The sequence below is a fragment of the Nocardia sp. PE-7 genome, assembly GCF_030486425.1.
GTDB classification, from domain to species: Bacteria; Actinomycetota; Actinomycetes; order Mycobacteriales; family Mycobacteriaceae; genus Nocardia; species Nocardia salmonicida_A.
Map to the genome: position 1 here is coordinate 5,181,975 of NZ_CP129614.1, position 18,562 is coordinate 5,200,536.

Annotated in this window: 20 protein-coding genes and 1 tRNA gene; 7 read left to right on the plus strand and 14 right to left on the minus strand. The window is 65.3% G+C overall.

Annotation, left to right across the window (positions count from 1 at the left end; all coding sequences use genetic code 11):
- Window positions 1-196 precede the first annotated feature (196 nt).
- On the plus strand, window positions 197-811 hold the full coding sequence (locus QX204_RS24350; protein WP_301902581.1) for a hypothetical protein: 615 nt from the start codon (window positions 197-199) through the stop codon (window positions 809-811).
- 21 nt (window positions 812-832) lie between these two features.
- Here the strand turns inward: QX204_RS24350 and QX204_RS24355 are convergent, their stop codons facing one another.
- Complete coding sequence (locus QX204_RS24355) at window positions 833-2,041, minus strand: helix-turn-helix domain-containing protein (RefSeq protein ID WP_301902583.1); 1,209 nt, start codon at window positions 2,039-2,041, stop codon at window positions 833-835.
- A 316-nt stretch (window positions 2,042-2,357) separates the two neighbouring features.
- Between QX204_RS24355 and QX204_RS24360 the strand changes: the two genes are divergently transcribed.
- On the plus strand, window positions 2,358-2,612 hold the full coding sequence (locus QX204_RS24360; protein WP_301902584.1) for a hypothetical protein: 255 nt from the start codon (window positions 2,358-2,360) through the stop codon (window positions 2,610-2,612).
- On the plus strand, window positions 2,609-2,776 hold the full coding sequence (locus QX204_RS24365; protein WP_301902585.1) for a hypothetical protein: 168 nt from the start codon (window positions 2,609-2,611) through the stop codon (window positions 2,774-2,776). Before QX204_RS24360 ends, QX204_RS24365 begins: the two co-directional genes overlap by 4 nt.
- Window positions 2,777-2,819: 43 nt before the next feature.
- Here the strand turns inward: QX204_RS24365 and QX204_RS24370 are convergent, their stop codons facing one another.
- On the minus strand, window positions 2,820-3,620 hold the full coding sequence (locus tag QX204_RS24370; RefSeq protein ID WP_301902586.1) for a hypothetical protein: 801 nt from the start codon (window positions 3,618-3,620) through the stop codon (window positions 2,820-2,822).
- A 240-nt stretch (window positions 3,621-3,860) separates the two neighbouring features.
- On the opposite strand from QX204_RS24370, the gene QX204_RS24375 reads away from it, so the two are divergent.
- Entirely contained in the window at window positions 3,861-4,256 is a 396-nt protein-coding gene (locus tag QX204_RS24375; protein ID WP_301902588.1) for a hypothetical protein, read from the plus strand.
- 100 nt (window positions 4,257-4,356) lie between these two features.
- On the opposite strand, the gene QX204_RS24380 is transcribed toward QX204_RS24375, so the two are convergent.
- The 5 genes from QX204_RS24380 to QX204_RS24400 form a co-directional block, all read right to left on the minus strand.
- Entirely contained in the window at window positions 4,357-5,484 is a 1,128-nt protein-coding gene (locus QX204_RS24380) for a hypothetical protein (protein ID WP_301902589.1), read from the minus strand.
- A gap of 149 nt (window positions 5,485-5,633) precedes the next feature.
- The gene (locus QX204_RS24385) at window positions 5,634-6,056 is read right to left on the minus strand and encodes a hypothetical protein (protein WP_301902590.1); all 423 of its coding nucleotides are present in this window, start codon (window positions 6,054-6,056) and stop codon (window positions 5,634-5,636) included.
- A gap of 77 nt (window positions 6,057-6,133) precedes the next feature.
- Window positions 6,134-6,427 (minus strand): PDDEXK family nuclease, encoded by a 294-nt coding sequence (locus QX204_RS24390; RefSeq protein WP_301902592.1) that lies wholly within the window; start codon window positions 6,425-6,427, stop codon window positions 6,134-6,136.
- A gap of 35 nt (window positions 6,428-6,462) precedes the next feature.
- Window positions 6,463-8,520, minus strand: coding sequence for an AICE element replication initiation protein (locus tag QX204_RS24395; RefSeq protein ID WP_301902593.1), 2,058 nt, complete (start codon window positions 8,518-8,520; stop codon window positions 6,463-6,465).
- The gene (locus tag QX204_RS24400) at window positions 8,517-8,888 is read right to left on the minus strand and encodes a hypothetical protein (protein WP_301902595.1); all 372 of its coding nucleotides are present in this window, start codon (window positions 8,886-8,888) and stop codon (window positions 8,517-8,519) included. Before QX204_RS24400 ends, QX204_RS24395 begins: the two co-directional genes overlap by 4 nt.
- 341 nt (window positions 8,889-9,229) lie before the next feature.
- Here QX204_RS24400 and QX204_RS24405 point away from each other — a divergent pair, with 341 nt between their 5' ends.
- Together QX204_RS24405 and QX204_RS24410 are read left to right on the plus strand one after the other, a co-directional pair.
- On the plus strand, window positions 9,230-9,850 hold the full coding sequence (locus tag QX204_RS24405) for a roadblock/LC7 domain-containing protein (RefSeq protein ID WP_301902597.1): 621 nt from the start codon (window positions 9,230-9,232) through the stop codon (window positions 9,848-9,850).
- A complete protein-coding gene (locus QX204_RS24410) occupies window positions 9,847-11,034 on the plus strand; it encodes a tyrosine-type recombinase/integrase (protein ID WP_301902599.1) in 1,188 nt (395 codons plus the stop codon). The genes QX204_RS24405 and QX204_RS24410 overlap by 4 nt, the downstream gene beginning before the upstream one ends.
- Before the next feature lie 111 nt (window positions 11,035-11,145).
- On the opposite strand, the gene QX204_RS24415 is transcribed toward QX204_RS24410, so the two are convergent.
- The 7 genes from QX204_RS24415 to QX204_RS24445 all read right to left on the minus strand — a co-directional run bounded on the left by QX204_RS24415 (window position 11,146) and on the right by QX204_RS24445 (window position 17,730).
- Window positions 11,146-11,218: transfer RNA gene (locus QX204_RS24415), tRNA-Ala, on the minus strand.
- Between the two features lie 181 nt (window positions 11,219-11,399).
- The gene (locus QX204_RS24420) at window positions 11,400-12,140 is read right to left on the minus strand and encodes a DsbA family protein (RefSeq protein WP_301902601.1); all 741 of its coding nucleotides are present in this window, start codon (window positions 12,138-12,140) and stop codon (window positions 11,400-11,402) included.
- A gap of 65 nt (window positions 12,141-12,205) precedes the next feature.
- A complete protein-coding gene (locus QX204_RS24425; protein ID WP_301902603.1) occupies window positions 12,206-13,537 on the minus strand; it encodes an MFS transporter in 1,332 nt (443 codons plus the stop codon).
- Entirely contained in the window at window positions 13,534-15,171 is a 1,638-nt protein-coding gene (gene pgm, locus QX204_RS24430; protein WP_301902604.1) for a phosphoglucomutase (alpha-D-glucose-1,6-bisphosphate-dependent), read from the minus strand. The genes QX204_RS24425 and pgm overlap by 4 nt, the downstream gene beginning before the upstream one ends.
- 47 nt (window positions 15,172-15,218) lie before the next feature.
- Window positions 15,219-15,581 carry a fluoride efflux transporter CrcB gene (gene crcB, locus QX204_RS24435; RefSeq protein ID WP_301902605.1) on the minus strand — a complete coding sequence of 121 codons (363 nt, stop codon included), beginning with the start codon at window positions 15,579-15,581 and terminating at the stop codon, window positions 15,219-15,221.
- A 64-nt stretch (window positions 15,582-15,645) separates the two neighbouring features.
- On the minus strand, window positions 15,646-16,062 hold the full coding sequence (gene crcB / locus QX204_RS24440) for a fluoride efflux transporter CrcB (RefSeq protein WP_301902606.1): 417 nt from the start codon (window positions 16,060-16,062) through the stop codon (window positions 15,646-15,648).
- Between the two features lie 174 nt (window positions 16,063-16,236).
- Complete coding sequence (locus tag QX204_RS24445; RefSeq protein WP_301902607.1) at window positions 16,237-17,730, minus strand: MFS transporter; 1,494 nt, start codon at window positions 17,728-17,730, stop codon at window positions 16,237-16,239.
- A 129-nt stretch (window positions 17,731-17,859) separates the two neighbouring features.
- On the opposite strand from QX204_RS24445, the gene QX204_RS24450 reads away from it, so the two are divergent.
- On the plus strand, window positions 17,860-18,537 hold the full coding sequence (locus tag QX204_RS24450) for a TetR/AcrR family transcriptional regulator (RefSeq protein ID WP_301902608.1): 678 nt from the start codon (window positions 17,860-17,862) through the stop codon (window positions 18,535-18,537).
- Window positions 18,538-18,562: the final 25 nt, after the last annotated feature.

Below are 18,562 nucleotides of genomic sequence, written 5' to 3' on the forward strand. Positions count from 1 at the left end.
GTACAGCGTCCAGGGTGTACCGCCCTATCCAGGCTGTGCGTGCCTGTCTTGGCAAGCCGTCGGCAAGTTGGCCGAATCTCAGAACATGGCCCTGAACTGCGCAGCACGGCCCCGCTCGGCACAGCTCCAATGCGGGCCGCTACTTCGTGCGGAGTTTTAAGGTAGCGCCCCCGATCCACCGGTAGTCTGCCGACCCATGGAGCCCGATCAATGGTTCAGGCTGTGGATAACTCTTGGTCAGGTCCTCGGCGGCGGACTGGTTACCTTTGGCACCGTGTGGCTCGGCGCATGGTTGGCTCTCAGGAAGACCCGTAATGACAGCAACGCGAATGAACTGGACTTCTGGGTCAACGAACTCAGCGCTGTTCTCCGCCGCGTGCTGGATGCGGGTGAGTTGGCGGAGACTGACAAGGATGCCGCAGAGACCGAGGTCGAGAAGATCTGGATGGACCTACTCAAGCTCTCGATGGTTCGGCCAACTCCCAGAGATTCGGCTTCAGAGGTCCTTGTACGAACGATGGAGATGGGCTTCATGGCTGGGGGCGGTGTGACCCAGTACATGGGCGAAGGCGGCTCGGTGAACCTTCCCGCCGAAGTCGAAGCAGCGGGAGTCGACCTCATCTCGGGGATACCGCTGCTGAACCGAGTGCTCACCGACACCATCGAACTCGGCCAGAAGTGGCGTCTGCACGGCGTAACAAAGCGGGAGATTCGCCGGGCACTGAAAACTCGCAGCAGCCAGCTCGGCTTCACCATCGATCGGCCGGACCCCGGTACCGGTACCCACTCGAAACACGGCGGCTGGATCTAGCAAGGTTGTAAGCCGCGCAGATTAGGCCGGGACCACGCCGACCCGTTGCGCCAGCTTTCCGAGATCACCCGTCGTCATGTCCCGCCGGGCGGTGCGCATCATGTGGCCGACCAACTCCCGCACCGGCGACATGCTTCGCACGTGCTGCGGGGCGGCGTGCTCGGCGCGCAGCAGCGCGTACAGCGAATCGCGGTAGTTCTTCTGCATGGCGTACGCGCGGCCCGTCTCCACGAAGTACTGAGCGCGGCGGCCATCGTTGGGCAGGTCGACCGGCGAGAGTGTCGGCGCGAGTGCGAGCACCTGACCGGGCTCACGCCGTTCCATCGCCGCCGACATCCGCCATAGGGCCACGTTCGCCGGGCCGAACGACTCATTGCGGGCAACGGAGGTATTCGGCCGCGCATCGGCTAGGCGCGTCGCCTGGTCGGCCGCTTCAACTAGGTAGGGCTCAGGGTCGCCGCCCATCGTGGCCGTGACGATCGAGCTCTGTAGGTGGAGCATCCCCAGCGTTTCCATGTCGCCCACGGTGCGCGCGTCGGCAGCGACCCGCGCGGCGGTCTCGGTGGTCGTCGCCAGAGCAGCGGGCAGCGCACCGGGGCGAGACAGCAGAATCTGACCCTGAGCGAATGCGGCGGCGGCGATCGGCGCGGCCGCGTCCACGTGGGCGGCGGCGCGCTCGGATTCCTGCGCAGCGTTCCAGGCAAGGGCGTAGTACCCCCGGGCGCGCAGCGCCGACGCGACGCCGTAGGCCACCGTTCCCAGAACGTCCCATGCCCGCTCAGAGCTACCGGCGTCGTGAACGTGGCGGTAGGCATCGGTCAGCATCGGGGCGAGCATCGGCCCCAGCGTCGCGTAGTCGCAATCGTGGCGCAGCTTGGTAGCGGTGCGGGTGAGCGCGGCCAGTTCGTCCAGAGAGCGCGGCGCGGTGGTGTCGGTGATGTTCCCGCGTGACCAGAGAACCGTCTCCAGCTCAGGAACAGCGGCATGGAATCCGGCGGTGGACGGGTCCAACTTGTCTTGGTCGTGGCCGGTCAGATCACCGATCGTGACCCCGAGGGCCGATGCCAAGGCGAGTAGCGTCCGGCGTGAGTCGATCGGCCGTTCGCCGTTCTCATACTTCGCAATCGCGCCACGGCTCAGCCCCGTGCGGTCGGCGAGCACCTGTTGCGAGATGCCGCGCCGCGCTCGGATGACGCGCACCTGTTGCCCTATGTACCGGTCGGCGTCCATGTCCGCTCCCGTCGATGACACCCCGAAAACACACATGCTACGTGCCTTGTCCCGCTGTGGGACAGCGAGAACGACCAGCGATGCCACAGTTCACACAGCCCCACCGCCGGGGTATGCCCGGCAACGCTGCTCGGCACATCGGGCGCAGTGAGCTGCGCAGACGATGGCGAAAGCTCTGCGGCGGTGGGCGCATTCACTGATGACCCACAGGGGGACCCGTGACACTGCCCCAGCGCACGCCGCACACGAAACGACCGCACCCGGTAGAAGTCGCGCCACCTGAAGTGATCCGGCGGCTACTCGCCGCGCTCGATCGGTGGGAACCGAAGCGGCGTACACCTTGAGCGGGCCGGTACAGCCCCGCCTCGATGAGCTGACCGAACGGGCCGCGCTGCGGTCGATGGCGATCCGCCGCGCACCCGAACCGCCCTATGGCTGGGAGTTGTACAGCCCGTTTCGGGTCGTCTGCCATGGGTCACTGAACAACGTGGCCGCGTGGCTGACCGCCGCCGAACAGCGCGATGGTTGTCCGCCGACCGTGAGCAAGACCGGCGTGAGGGCGGACGGGTGATCACGCTCGGGTTCGTCATCGCGATCGGCCTGCCACTGGCCGTCCTGGTCGGCGTGGTGTTGTGGCCGGAACGGATACCGCCCGACCGCACGGTCGACGCGATCCGGCGGCGGGTGGAGTCCGAGACGGACAGGCAAAGTGGTCGCCGACGACGAACACCGTAGCGATCTGTCGTGCTCCTACTGTCGTGCGGCCGGACCCCCGTCGCTATGAGGTCGGCGGGTACAACTTCGACCACTCGGTCACCGTGGGCTGCAACCGTGCCGGGTAGTGCATGCTCCGTGTCGTCTCGTCCGCGTGATTCTGTGCCTGTGCTTCGTACAGCGCGATCCCGCACTCGGTCAGGTTCACCGCAGTGGCGAAGCTATCGGCAAGCAGTGCGAAAAGATCGCCGTTGTAAAGGTAGTCGTTGACCCACTTATAGCCATGCATCACGGCGGAAGTCAGTCCATAGATCCGCTTGGTGCCCAACGCCATTCCGTTGTTAGCGATCTCGCCAGTGTCATGGGCAGGGACATGATCCTGGACCCATTCCGCTGCGAGCTCAGCAGTCTTCCCGAATGGACGGACCTTCTCACGGTCAGGATTCTGGGTGTACTGCTGTTCAAGCTGGGTGTAGCGGTCGAGCAGGTCCTTGCTGCCCTTGATGAACTCATTCTTGTGTTCCGGCGGCGCCGAGATGGTTCCGAGACGCAACGCGGCGACCTCGTTCGAGTTGTGGTTGGTCTGTTCCTTCATCTCGGCCAGCGCGATCGCGGTGCATCGGTCTCGACGGACCTGACGGTCCTCTGGCGAAAGCATCCAGATAACCCGACCAGACGATTCGACGGCGCTTCGGCAAAGCGCCGCCATTGCAGGGGCGTGGAGCTGACGTGTCTTTGTCCCCTGCATGAAGATGCCGGCGGCCGTGCTGACGCTATCGGTGGCACTCATCAGCGGCCAAAGCGCCGCCGATTCGAACCGGCGGTCGCCGAAGTCACTCATCAGGCCCTCGTCATCGGTTGCCATGCAGCTACCGGCGTCCGCGTTCTGGGGATTCAGCCCCCACCGAAGGAGATCTGTGGCGCGGGCAGCACGTTGTGTGATTCTGCCGAGCCGTTCGACGAGGACAAGGGGGTCACCGTACTGGTTTGACGTCATCGGGCCATGGTCCACGATTCATCGGGCTGAGACCTACGGGTTTTCTTAACCCGGGGCGAAGAACCGGAACGCGGCTGACGACCTACTGCGGCGTGGTTCTATCTTGGGATGCAGTACGTCGTCCCGATTCTCGTCGGCATCATCGCTTCCTTGCTCGCGCCGATCGTGCAGAACATCATGCAGGCGGTAGTACTGGACCGAGCAGCCCGGTCGCAACGGCGCCGAGACCTGGTAGATGAGTGGCGAGCCGGACTAGCAGAAACAGGCGATTCGCGAGGCGAGATGGCGGGCGTCCGCTCCAGCAGGTGGTACGAAAGGCTGCGTCCGTACCTCAGCGGGGAGGACCGCAAACAGTTCGAGCACGACTACCCGGACAATGCCTCGATTACGGTTCTGGAGGGTGCCCTGCCTGGCACAGAACCCAAGAAAATCGATCGCCGCGCGCAGCGAAACGTGTTGGCGAAGCGAGTCGACGAGCTCACTCGCGCCTGGAAAGTCGACTGACCGCTAAGGCGTTACAGGAGACTTCTGAATCGGGCAGCTCAGAGATCTCGGCTAGATTCCGGCGGGTTGGCGTCCCGGTCGCATGCCGGGACGCCACTGGCTACTTGGCAGGAGGCAGGTAGACATCCAACCAGAACTGCAGCGCCTGGTTGGAGATCTCACTTCGCTGCTTCCTCGGGATGCCCAGATCGATCGCTCGCTGCTTCACCTGGTGCACGAGTTCGGGAGAGGCTGGCCACGGGACCATTGTGGGCTTACCTGGCGTAGCCCTTGTCGGGGTTTTCAACAGTTCCTCTCGGGGGAACAAGTTCACCAGGGTCAGCATCTGCTCGGTGGTGATCTCGATGCGCTGGAGATCGGTGCACCACGGCAGGACGGTGTTGCCACTGCTTTCGTTTGCGATGCCACGCTTGTGCACGAAGTCGTTACGGATCGCTCGAATGTCGCCGAATAGAGGAACTCGGACATCGAAGCGCGTCCAGGGTTCTCCGTCGTCAGCGGGCCCGTGTGCGGCAGCCAATCGGTCACGGTACTGCTCGTCCCACAGAGCGAAGATGTATACGAACCACTGACTGTAGAGCATGAATTGCAGGCTCGGATACCGATCTAGGTTCCGGAATCCACCTCCGGGCCCGGCCAGAATGGTCGTTATGCCGGCATCGGTCGCATCGTGAACGTGACGCATGTGCACACGGCCTGGGCCGCCCGTCGGCACAAGCTTGAGGGTCTGTACATCGAGATAGTCACCTCCACCACGGGACCATTCAGCCAGCTTGGTGACCACCGTGTTCTGCCCAGTGAGAGTGACTGTCAACGACAGAAGAAAGTCGCGTTCCAGCTCATCGACGACCGCCGTCAGCGTCTCCCGCCCGTCAGCGATGCTCTCGGCAGCAACGATTGCCGAGTCGAGGGCGTCCCGTATGGATGCACTGTCTACGACAACCTGCGTCGTTGTAAGGGGCTGGGGCCGAGTAAGTAGTGTCCGGATCAGCTCGACGGCAGTCGCAATCGGTTCCTCGGCAGCGGTTCCTGGTAGTGCTGGCCTCCGGTCGAACTCCTGGACCAACTCCCCAATGGGCGTCTGCCACATAGCCTTCTGGGTACCGGCGGTGAACGTATTCGGTTTCACCGCCAAGCTGGTCTGGTGATGCATTGCCTGGATGATGAAGCGCGCGCCGTTCAGCTTCTGAATCCACTGTGTACGTGTGAGTTCCGGATTCGGTGACATGCGTCCGAACCCTAGCCCCGGCGGACGACATCTGATACCGATCGTCGGCAGTCCCCACGTGTTTGCTCAAATTGATCAGTCGTCCTTCGTCGTTGTCGACTGATGAAGTGGGCTCCAGACCCCAGGAAGCACACGGCGCTGGCGACCGTTCATCCACGTACCTGGGCCACAATGGTGCGATCTTTGTCGGCTCGAAACTGCCGTTGCCGCGCGAACTCGGCGGCCCGAAATGCACCTGACCGCGTGGCGTAACCGAGTTCATCGGCGATGGCCTGCCACGTCCATCCGTCCTCCCGTAGCCATAGCGCATCGTTCTGCCGCTGGCGCTGCTCGGACACCCGTCGCGGCGGATTGCGTGACATGAGCGTCCATACGGCGTTGTAGGCGCTGGCTCGGTGCGCGTATCCGAGTTCGTCGGCGATCGCCTGCCAGGTCATCCCGGACGCGAACAGCCGCAGCGCTTCTAGATGACGGTGGCGTTCGGCGGGGGCAGCTCGCGCTGGGTTCCCGGGGGTGGTGAAGAAAGGCCGGCGGGGGTGATAACTGGTTCCTCCGTGGTAGTCCTTCGGCATTTCTGGCGCACTCCTTCCGGCGCGGTGTTGTCCACATTGCTGGTACCGGTAGCGGCAACGTTCCCGCGTGCCGTGCCCTAATGCGGTCTGAGGGCATCCGGCGCCCATTCCGCCCACTCTCTAGCACCGGTTCCGAACAACCGCCGGAATCGCGTGCCCTGCCGGGTTATCCGGTAGGCCAGCAGCGGGACCGCACCGACGAGACCGGCGACGCGCACGAGTTCGGCGCGCTCGGCGGGCGGGCAGCGGCCATTTAGTTTGGCCTGCACCATGACGACCTGACCCGGTTTGAAGGCGACGACATCGACGGGTGAGCGGGAACCGGCAGACCGTCTGCAGTCGTAGCCGTTGGTTTCGAGGAGGCGCTTCACGGTGCGCTCGAAGTCAGCGCCGCGCCGGTACTGGGTCAATTCGCAGCCCGTCTCATGCGCAGTTGGTAGTGCTTCCAGGTGAGTTGCTCGGTCCATCGCTCTGCCTTCGCCGGTTTGATTCCGTCATCGTTGAGGCATCGGGCGATCTTGCCGAAGCTGAGCCCGTCGATGTCGCGGAGGTTGACGATCCGGGCGGCGGCATCGACCACCCTGCACTCGGGACACCCGTCGGCCATGCCGTCGCCATGGCACCGGGCGCACGGGCCGAGTAGCGGAGTGGTGGCGGAATCGTTGCCGCTTTGCCGCCTTTCCGCTAAACCCCCATCTACCAGCGGGTTTACGGGCGGCATAAGGGGCGGCGTCGCCGCGGCATCAATTCGGTGTGCTGTCAGGTCGGCGGCACCTGCGGCATCGCCTGGTTCTTGCCGCCGTGTCGCCGCCTCGATGCCGCCTACTGTTTTCCCAGCTAGACCGGCGGTTTGGCGGCGAAGCGGCAAAGCGGCAACATTTCCGGGACTACTCGGCTGGACGGTCCCACCGTCACCCGTAAGCAACGGGGGGACGAAATACCACGCAACCGCGTTGGCTTTGCCGCTACGGTCGCGGCGTTCCGCGATCCACCCGGCAGAACGCAGCGCGGGGGCGTTGCGTTTGAGTAGTGCGGTAACGCTCCGGGCGTCCTTGGGCCACCCGATCGGCTTACGCCAGTTCGGCGACGATTCCGCGCCGATAGTGACTTTGGTCAGCAACTCGGCTGCGGTGAGTTCTTCCTCCTCGGTGACGGTTTCGCGCAAGGCGGCCAAGAAGGGCACCCCATCGAGCGTGTCGACAGCCAGTGTCCGCGCCTGATCGGCGTAGCGGGTGATGCCGTTGGTACCCAACACGATGTCCACGGCGGCCAAGATCATGGCGTAGTCGGCCATCCTCGGCAGGGTTTGCAGCTCAACAGATGACACCGTGCGTTTCACCGCCACGCACAGATCGAGCAGCGCCCCCAGGATCAGCGGGTATTGCCGATCCCATTCGGCGACTAGTTCGCGTTCGCTTCGGCGACGGTCAGCCGGGATGCGTTCGAGGTTGGCGACGACTGACCGCTCGGCGTAGTCACCGGCCATGGCGCCTAGGTCGATGCCGTTGACGATGAGGCAGCGCCGGAACGAGAACACCGACAGATCGCCGTCGGTGTAGAGGGCACGGCGCACGTCACCGTCGCCAGTCACCGCGCGGCACATCGAATCGCTCAACCACGCCGGGATGGTCGACAGGTTGTCGATCGCAACGACCCACGAACCTTGCGCTGCGGTAACCCATCCTTCCGCATCCTTGGGTGGCTTACGCAGCGGAACCGGCGACGGGTCTACCAGGGAGACGAGCATTCTCGTGGCCGACGACTTTCCGCTGCCTTGCTCGGCGAACAGCGACACGATCGGATGCGGTGTCGATGGGTCGATGAGTGCCTGGACGAGCGCGGCCAAGATCAGCGGCCGATCAGACTCGGTGATATTCACCAGACCCCACAGCGCCGTCAGGTCACCGCCGCGTTGAGGCATCGGGAACGCGCCGGTAAGTCGAGTCCTGCGGAACAGAACCGGTGCGTGGCCGTGGTCCGCACGACCGTAGACCCCCCAGCTTGACGAGTTCACCCAGATCCCCGACATGTCGGCGTCGCCCATGTCAATGAAGGCGTTCCCGCCATGTTCGGCAACTCGCAGGTGCAACGCGGTCCGGGCAGCCGCCAAACAGTCGCCCTCCAGGATGGTGAGCGCATCGGCCAGCGCTTGGGCGGGCGCGGCCCTGGTGGTCTGGTCGAAGTACTGGCGCGCCAATTCCTGACGTAGGCCGTTCTTGCTGCCACGCAGCATCATCACGACAGGCTCACCGTCGACTGTCCGCGCAAATGGTTCATCATCGTCACTGATGCCAAATTCGTAGCGTTCACGCGCCATGCCTACCAATACTGTTGCAGCAGAGCGCTTTTCATGCAGCGAGTCATAATCGACCACGTGCTCCTGGTTGGGCTCGCGCAGGTCTCCGAGGACGCACGCCCCATTGAGGGCGTCCCCTTCGGCCGCAGAACGTGCGTCAGCCGTCACCGGTCGGCCCACCGTGCGAGCACACGACCGAGTTGCCGTTCGGCGTTCACCAGCCGGGCGCCGTCGCGGCGCAGCTCGGCAACTATGTCGGCAGGCGTCAGGGACGCATCCTCGGCCATAGTCACTAGGCGGTTGCCGATGCGCTCGGCATGCGCACGAAACCTACTGTCCAACAGATAAGTTTGGTCGATCCGAGTCGAAGTCGGTCGCACCGGCGACAACGGCCGGTCACCCATGTGGCGCCGGTAGATCGCGGCCGCTTCGGCGGGTGACGTGACTCGGTTATTTTCGATATCCTGGTTACGGTCACCCCGACCAATTGCCGCCCCGGTGTTCTCCGCGCCGGGGCGCGCTTGTATCTGCATCATTCCGCCGCGACCGCCCGCTCCGGGTCGAGGTGTAGCTGACGTAGCACCCACGCTGACGGAACACGCAACCGGTCGCGGACTCGAATCACTGGCAGCTCACCGGTTTTTGCTGCGGCATAGACAGTGGATCTGCCGACACCGAACGCGAGGGCTGTCTGATCCATAGAGACGGTGGGTTGCGTTCGGAGGACGGTTTCGATGTCCGTGCTGTCTGGTTCCATACGGATAGATTGACCCGATAGTGCGACATCCGTCTATAGTGGGAAACTATGACGCCCCACCAAAGTGGAAAACCCGCAAGGAAATACACGGTTCCGGCCGGCGAGGTCGTAGGCGCGCGAGTGGACTCTGACCCCCGCGCCGAGCGCCCTGTCTCGATCACCTGCCATGACCATGTTCACCACTACGAACTCGCCTGGCGCGACACCCCCGACGGCCCGGTAATCACCGACCTACGCATCACATCGACCGACGGCTCGCCCATCACCAAGCGCACCCTCTCCCGCATCGATCCTGACCGACTTGCGGTCTACGCCGCCGGTGCCGACAGCATGGACGCGCGAGTCCGCGCCCGTGAACTGCGTGAAGTCTTCGAGGCGACCGCAAAGCATCACGGGCTACCCGCTGAGGGATACGAGGACCTAGAAGAAGTCAGGTTCACCAAGGCCGGCGTCTGGCAGGCATTCCGGGAAAGTGAAAGCCCGCCGCGCGTTGGACGGCCTCCCTTGACCATGGATCACTACCAGCGCGTCGCGGCCCTGGTCCTGTCCCCCGAAGGACAGAAGGCCAAAAGCGTCGCCGAGTTCATCCGCAAGCGAATGCCCTACGCCGACGGTGACGAACCGTCACGCGAAGTCGTCTACGACTGGATCAAGGGCTGCAAGACGCGCGGCCTCCTGGCAGCCGACGCGGTGCGTAAACCCAAGCGACCCAATAACAAAGGAACGGACAGCCCCCTGTGACAACCGCCCCAATCGAGCGCGGCAAGAAGTCCCGTCGCGCTGAGCCGATCAATCCCTACACCGCCAAGAATGGCAAGAAATCCTATTCGTTCCAGGTCGATGTCGGCGTGAAGCCGGACGGTTCGCGCATCCGCCAGCAGTTCACCTACGACACCATGAGGATGGCGCGCAGCGAGTACCGGCGAATCAGTGCCGCCGTCGCCGCCGGTACGTTCGTCGGCCGGATTGACCTCACCGTCTCGCAGGTGGCCGACGATTGGTTGAAGTCGCGACGCGATATTCGCGCGAACACGCTGCGCAACTACCGAGACTCGTTGAAGTACGCCAAGCGTGACCTTGGCGCGATGAAGATTCAGGCGCTGCGTCAGGCGCACGTGGACGAATGGGTGTCGATGATGTTGGAGTCCGGTTCAATGGCCGGTAAGGCACTGGCACCGGCCACGGTTCGGCTGGCGCTGGTCATGCTCCAGCAGGTCACCGAGTACGCCACGCGGCAAGGGCTCATTGCTCGCGATCCGGCCGAATACGTCGAATCGCCCCGGCAGCGTCCGGCCAAGGTCACCACGGCGGACGTGTGGACGAAGGAACAGGTGCAGACCTTTGCCGACAAGGCCAAGGACGACCGCCTTCACGCGGTGTTTCTCATGTCCTGCTACGGGCTGCGGCGCTCTGAAGTGTGCGGGCTGCGCTGGTCGGATATCGACCTGGCACGCGGAACGCTCAGCATCGAACAGAGTCACGTGGAGGTGGAAGGCAAGGAACACGCGGTAGACGAACCGAAGACGGAACGCTCACGCCGCACCCTGCCGATGCCCGCCGACGTGACCACGGCACTGCGCGAGCTGCGCACCAAGCAGATGCGCGAACGCCTTGCGCTGGGGATGCCGTGGGATGAGAACGCGCACGTGTGCGCTGGCATCGACGGTGAGCCGGTACTCCCCCGCACCTACACCGGGTGGTTCCACCGCATTCGGATCGCGGCCGAACTCCCCCGCATCACGCTGCGCAACCTGCGACACACGTCAGTGTCGGTGATGCTGCACGCTGGCATTCCGGCGTCGACCGTCGCCGCCTGGCACGGACACGATGTGCGGATGACGACAACGGTTTACAACCGGGTCTATGACGAAGGACTGACCGCCGCCGCCACGGCGATGTTCGGCAGCGCGCAGCGCGCCGTTTAAGGCGGTCCGAGAACCGATGTTCTCCCGCCCGTTGGCAAGATCTTGGCAAGATGGCCGAAACGCAAAAGGTCAGGACCGAAGTAATACCGATCCTGACCTGCGGTGATGAAGTGGAGCTAAGGGGACTCGAACCCCTGACCCCCACACTGCCAGTGTGGTGCGCTACCAGCTGCGCCATAGCCCCGTGTTCAGTTGTTCCAGCGGCTCTCGCTGCTGCCTGAATGAAGTTACACCATGCGTCTGAGAGAGAACAAATCGGCTGGTAGACGGCGAAAATGCGGGGTTACGGGCGGGGGTGTAGTGGCCGGTGGGGCGGGGAGGATCGGCTGGTCAGGGGTAGAATGTGCCGAACCTCACGTGGGGGCTCAGGGGGCCAGGTTCACTACCCAGTTCTCGTCTTGCCAGTTGATCTTGGTGGTGCCGTCGTAGATCGCGGGGGTGGCGGCCTTGTTGTCGGTGCGGGCGTCGAGATCGGCGAGGTTCTTCGCGGCGGCAGTCTTGGCGGCTTCGGATTGGGTGCCGTTGTTGATGCAGGCGGCGACGGACTCGGGGGCGCCGGATTCGGTGGCGATGGTTGCCAGCGCCGGGTTGCTCAGGTCGGAGCCGCCTTCGTCGGGCTGCTTCTTCGTGAACAGGGTCTCGTGGAATTTGCTGTAGACCGGGCCCGAACCCGCTTGGGCGACACAGAGATTCGCGGCTGTCGCGCGGGTGGAGTAGTCCTTGCTCTTGGACTGGGGGTCGAGGAAGGTGACGAGGTGGTAGTTCACCGCGAGCTTGCCTTCGTCGATCTTCTGGGCCAGTTCCTGGCCGTAGGCGGTTTCCATCGCGCCGCAGGCGGGGCAGATGGGGTCTTCGAAGATGTCGACGGTCTTGGAGGCGTCGGGGCGGCCGAGGCGGATGACACCTTCGGGGGTGCTGCTGACCTGCACGGCGGCCTCGCGGACGGGGCCGTAGCCGTCGTTGCGGACGGCGGGTGGCGGTTCCGCGCTCCACTTGTAGGCAGCGAACACGATCAACCCGATGAGGACGACCGCCACCGCGGCCAGCGCGTAGGTGGTGTTGCTGGAAACGGGGCGCGGATTGTGCGAAGAACCGGCTGTGCTCACCCGTCCACTCTGCCTCGAGTCGCCGCCGGCTCGCCGCCCGGGCACGCCGAAATGACGCTGACCTGCTACTGGGGCCTGTGGTAGTCGCTGGGTCGGCCGGCGGGAACCATGCCGTCACGCACCACCGGCTTACCGTCGGGGCTGCCATCGCAGGCGCATTGCGGGTCGATGCCGTCACCCGCGTGATCGGGGCGCTCCGGATCTTCGGGGTGCTCGATCCGCGAGGGCTCGGGCGTGAACACCCACACTGCCGCCGACACCGCCAGCACCGCACCGGTCACGGCCATGCTCACACCGAACGACGTGCGTTCGGCCAACCAGCCGATGGCGATCGGGCCGAGCACGGTGCCCAGATCGGCCGACATCTGGAACGCGGCCAGTACCGGACCGCCGCGGGCGCGCGACCCGATCACATCCGCCAAGGCCGCCTGCTGCACCGGACTGAACATTCCCGAACCCAGGCCCGCGACGAACGAGGCGACCAGGAACCATTCGATGGTCGGTGCGAAACCGAGCACGCCGGTGCCGAGGGCGCAGATGGCCGACCCGGCGATCAGGAACGGTTTGCGACCGAACCGGTCCGAGAGTCGCCCGGACAGGAACAGCACTGCCGCATTGCCCGCGGCGAACACCGTGAGCGCCACGCCCGCCATACCGATTTCCTGATGCAGGGTCTCGACCACCAGCAGGGGCACGAACGCCATCCGCACACCGAACACCGCGATGCCGCCCGCGAAACTCGACAGCAGCACCGCCCGATAGGCGGGTTCGGCCCACCCTTGCCGGAAGGTGAATTCGATCGGCTTCGCCCCGCTCTCGGGCGCGAGCACCGGCGATTCACGCAACCCGGCGAACACGATCACACACACCACCAGCAGCGCGGCCATGTAGATCAGGAACGGCGCGCGCAGCCCGAACCCGGCCAAACTACTTCCGACCAGCGGACCGAGCAGCGAACCGATCAGAAAACTCGTCGAGTAGACGCCGGAGATCCGACCACGCGCGGCAGGCGGCGACACCCGGATGATCAGCGCCATCGACGACACCGTGAACATCGTGGACCCGACACCGCCCAGCGAACGCAGCACCAGCAGTTGCCAATACGTCTGCGCCAGCGCGCACGCTCCGGTCGACACCGCCACGATCACGATGCCGGCCAGATACACCCGCCGCTCGCCCAGCTTCTGCACGAGCCGCCCACTGGCGGGCGCGAACAACAACCGCATCAACGCGAACGCGCTCACGATCGCCGACGCGGCGGCGATGCCGACCCCGAATTCGCGTGCGTACTGCGGCAGCACGGGTGCGACGAGACCGAACCCGAGAGCGATCACGAAAGCGGCCGCGATCAGTACCCAGATCTCGGCGGGTAGCCGGACTTTCGCCGGAGCGCTCACTCGCCCAGCGCCTGATTCACCATCTCCTCGGCCGCGGCCTGCACCTGGGTGAGATGTTCAGGGCCGAGGAACGACTCGGCGTAGATCTTGTACTTGTCCTCGGTGCCCGAGGGACGGGCGGCGAACCAGGCGTTCTCCGTGGTCACCTTCAACCCGCCCAGCGGCGCTCCGTTGCCGCGCGCGGTGGTGAGGATGCCGGTGATCTCCTCGCCCGCGATCTCGGTGCCGGTGACGGCCTCGGGGGTCAGTTGCGCCAGTTTCGCCTTCTGTTCACTGGTGGCGGCGGCATCGATGCGCGCGTAGGCGGGGCTGCCGTACTGACGTTCGAGTTCGCCGTACCTGGCCGAGGGGGTCTGGCCGGTGACGGCGGCGATCTCGGCGGCCAGCAAGGCGAGCAGAATGCCGTCCTTGTCGGTGGTCCACACGGTGCCGTCCATCCGCAGGAACGACGCGCCCGCGCTCTCCTCGCCGCCGAAAGCCAAACTGCCACTGAACAATCCGGGCACGAACCACTTGAACCCGACCGGCACCTCGTACACGTCGCGCCCGAGCACGCCGACCACACGGTCGACCATCGACGAGGTGACGACGGTCTTGCCGATCTTGGTGAGCGCGTCCCACCACATCCGGTTCGCGACGAGGTATTCGATCGCGACGGCGAGGAAGTGATTGGGGTTCATCAGGCCACCGTCGGGGGTGACGATGCCGTGCCGGTCGGCGTCGGCGTCGTTGCCGGTGGAGATGTCGTAGTCGTCCTTGATGCCGACCAGGGCCGCCATGGCGTGGCGCGAGGACGGATCCATCCGGATCTGACCGTCGCTGTCGAGGGTCATGAAACGCCAGGTGGGGTCGACGAACGGGTTGACCACCTCGAGCTCGAGATCGAAGCGCTGCCCGATCTCCTCCCAGTAGTCCACGCTCGCGCCACCCATCGGGTCGGCGCCCATCCGGATGCCCGCACCGCGAATCGCGTCCAGGTTCAACGCGTTCGGCAGGTCGGAGACGTACTGGTCGAGGTAGTCGTAGCGCTGCACGTGGGTGCTCATCGCCTGATCGAGCGAGACCCTTTTGACCTCGGCCAGGCCGCCGCGCAGCAGTTCGTTGGCGCGGGCGGCGATGGCGTCGGTGGCCTTGGTGTCGGCGGGGCCGCCATGCGGTGGGTTGTATTTGAAGCCGCCGTCGCGGGGTGGATTGTGCGAGGGGGTGACCACGATGCCGTCGGCCTGGTGCTTGGTGCCGCCGCGATTGTGGTTCAGCACGGCATGACTCAGCGCGGGCGTGGGGGTGTAGCGGCCACGGGCGTCGATCACGGCCGTGACGTCGTTGCCGGCCAAGACCTCGAGCGCGGTGGTCCAGGCGGGCTCGGACAGGGCATGGGTGTCGCGCGCGAGGTAGACCGGGCCGGTGATGTCGCGGGTGGCGCGGTATTCGACGATCGCCTGCGTGATCGCCATGATGTGGGCCTCGTTGAACGCGCCGTCCTCGCTGGACCCACGGTGACCCGAGGTGCCGAACACCACCTGCTGGCTCGGCTCGTCCGGATCGGGGACGAGGCTGTAGTACGCGGTGACCAGGTGAGCGATGTCCACCAGGTCGGTCGGGCGGGCAGGCCGTCCGGCGCGATCGTGGGCCATGGTGGGTGTTCCCTTCCGTGTCGGCTGCGCGCGGCTGGTCATGAGAATCATGCGCACAACCACTGGGTCAGAGACGCGGCGGCGTATACCGCGACCAGGCTCGCCGCGACGCTGATCACGACATTGCCCACGGCATACACGTAGGCGCCCTCGGTTACCAGACGGATCGTCTCGTACCCGAACGTGCTGAACGTGGTCAGCGCACCACAGAAGCCGGTTGCCGCGAATGCCAGCAGCGCACTGCCCGCACTCGCGCCGATCAAACCCCCGAGCAACGCCGAACCGACAATGTTAACGGTTAGCGTCCCCCATGGCAGCCCAGTCGGAAACCACGCCGACATCCGCCGGTCGATCAGGTACCGGGCAGGTGCGCCGAGCATGCCGCCGGCCAGCACCAACGCCACCGTCATGCCGCGCCTCCCGCTGTGGGAGCCCACATCTCGACCATCGGATGGCCCCCTTCCGTCGTCGAATTCATGTGAACCCCCGCCGCGCGACCCACCGGGTCGCGATCATGGCAATTGCCACGGCACTCAGCGCCGCGAGCACCGACAGACCGAGATAGGCGAGCGCCGTACCCGTCTCACCGATGCCGATGAGTCTACGAATCTCGAGGCTATAGGTGGAGAAAGTCGTGAAGCCCCCCAGCACACCGATTCCCAGGAACGGTCGCACGAGCTTCGGTGCATCCCACAGTTCGGTGACCACGACCATCAGCACCCCGATCGCGAAGCAGCCGAGCACATTCACCGTCAAGGTCGACCACGGGAATCGGCCGGGGAGCACCGGCCACCACTGTGCGACGCCGAAACGGGCGGTGGCGCCGAGCCCGCCGCCCACCGAGATCGCCGCGAGGACGGCCGGATCGAGCGCCGGAGGCCGCGATGTCATGCGTTCGCCTCCCGTTGGCCGATCCGTGTGGTGGTCGTTGCTCATGGTATCGAGAACCACCGACACTCGGGCGAGCGGTGCGTACCGTGGCAAACTTTCAGCAGCCGCCACGGACGAACGACGATGGCCCGAACCGATTGTCGGTTCGGGCCATCGTCGGGCGATTGTTCTGGATCAGTGCGCCAGCACCGGCTCGCCTTCGGCCGGGGCGGGCACGGTGTTCGGCATGAGCACCGCGATCACGATCGCGCCGAGCACGAAAGTGGCCGTCGCCCACCAGAAGCTGGTGGTGTAACTCTCGATCGCGCCCTGCGCCACGGTGAGCGGGCCCGGCTGATGCGACGACACGTAGTCGGTCATCGCCGAGGCCGCGATGGTGCTGAGCAGCGCGGTGCCGATGGAACCACCGACCTGCTGGCTGGTGTTGACCATCGCCGAGGCGACGCCGGCGTCCTCGTGCTGCACACCCGCCGTCGAACCCTGGAACGCGACCGACATCGCACCACCGAGGCCGAGGCCGAGCAGTACCAGCGCGGGCAGGATGTGGGTGACGTAGCTCGAATCCAGGCCGATCCGGGTGAGCCACAGCATGCCCGCCGCGGCGACCAGGAATCCACCACTGATGACGACCTTGGGTCCGACCTTCGGCAGCAACAGCGACGGCGCGGTGGTCGAGGAAGCCACCATGCCCGCCACCATCGGCAGGAACGCCAGACCGGTCACGATCGGGGTGTACGCCAGGGTCAGCTGCATGTAGTAGGTGAGGAACAGGAAGATCGCGAACATGCCGATGCCCATGACGAACACGGTCAGGTACGACGCGCCACGGGTGCGGTCGGCGACGATACGCAACGGCAGCAACGGATGCGCGACCTTGGTCTCGATCCACACGAACACGGCGAGCAACACGGCGCCGCCGATCAGGAAGGCCAGCGTGGTCGGGTCGCTCCAGCCGTTGGACTCGGCGTGGGAGAAGCCGTAGACGATGCCGAACAGCGCGACGGTGACGGCGGCGGTGCCGTACCAGTCGAGCTTGGGCCGCGTGGTCGAGGTGTGTTTGGCCAGCAGCAACACCGCGCCGACGAGCGCCACGGCGGCGAAGATCAGGTTGACGTACATCGCCCAGCGCCACGACGCCCATTCGGTGAGCACGCCACCGAGCAACAGGCCGATCGCGCCACCGGTACCGGCCACGGCGCCGAAGATGCCGAACGCCTTGGCCCGTTCCTTGGGTTCGGTGAAGGTGACCGTGAGCAGCGAGAGCGCGGCGGGCGCGAGCAGCGCGCCGAACACACCCTGGCCGACACGGGCCGCCACCAGCATCTCGAAGGTGGTGGCCGCGCCACCGATGGCCGAGGTCACCGCGAAGCCGACCAGGCCGATGATGAAGGTGTTGCGACGACCGAAGAGGTCGCTGAGCCTGCCGCCGAGCAGCAACAGGCTGCCGAAGGCGAGGGCGTAACCGGTGATGACCCACTGGCGGTCACCGTCGCCGAAACCGAGGTCGGCCTGGGCCGCGGGCAGAGCGATATTGACGATCGTCGCATCGAGCACGACCATCAGCTGGGCGATGCCGAGTACGGCAAGCACCCACCAGCGCAGGGCGTGCGAGCCGCGGCGACCGGTATCCGCGGGGCTCTCGAGCCCGGTGTCGAGTGTGGTGGTCATAACTCCCCTAGTAGGTCTACGGATGGTTTCTGGTGGCATAATCGGAGATACCGCCTCCGCTTCATACGAAGCTACCAGAGTAACGGAGAAACGACCTCCACTTAATCCTCGAATTGATAGGATGTGTCTGTGAATCACGCCACGACGACTGCCACACCACCCCGCAGACTGCGCGCCGACGCCGCGCGCAATCAGCAACGCATCGTCGCGGCCGCCCGTGAGCTATTCGCCGACCACGGCCTCGAGATCACCCTCGACGATGTCGCCGAGCGCGCGGGCGTCGGCGTCGGCACCGTGTACCGGCGCTTCGCCAACAAGAAGGAACTCATCGCCGAGGTCTTCGACCAGCACGTCAAGGACTTCGCCGACGCGGCCGAGGCGGCACTCGGCAATGCGGACGCTTGGCTCGGCCTCGTCGAATTCTTCGAGAGCGCGTGCAAACACCTGGCGACCAACCGCGGCTTCGGCGAGGTGATGCTCGAACTCGAGGAAGATCCGGCCCGTTTCGCCGAGCTGCGCGACCGGATCCATCCGTCGGTCACGGCGATCATCGACCGCGCGCGCACCGCCGGGGCGATCGATCCCGACGTGGCCACCACCGACTTCTTCGCCCTGATCCATATGGTCAACGCACTCGCCGAGTTCGCCGGTCCGGTGAATTCCGAAGTGTGGCAACGGTATATGGCCATCACGCTCAACGGCGTCCGCACCGACGCCGTGCCGCGCAGGCCACTGCTGGTCTCGCCGATGACCGACGAAGAGGTCGAGCGGGCCAAGGCCGCCAGCTGCCTCGGCCGTCGTCGCTGAGCCGAAACCTGGCCGACCGGTAGCG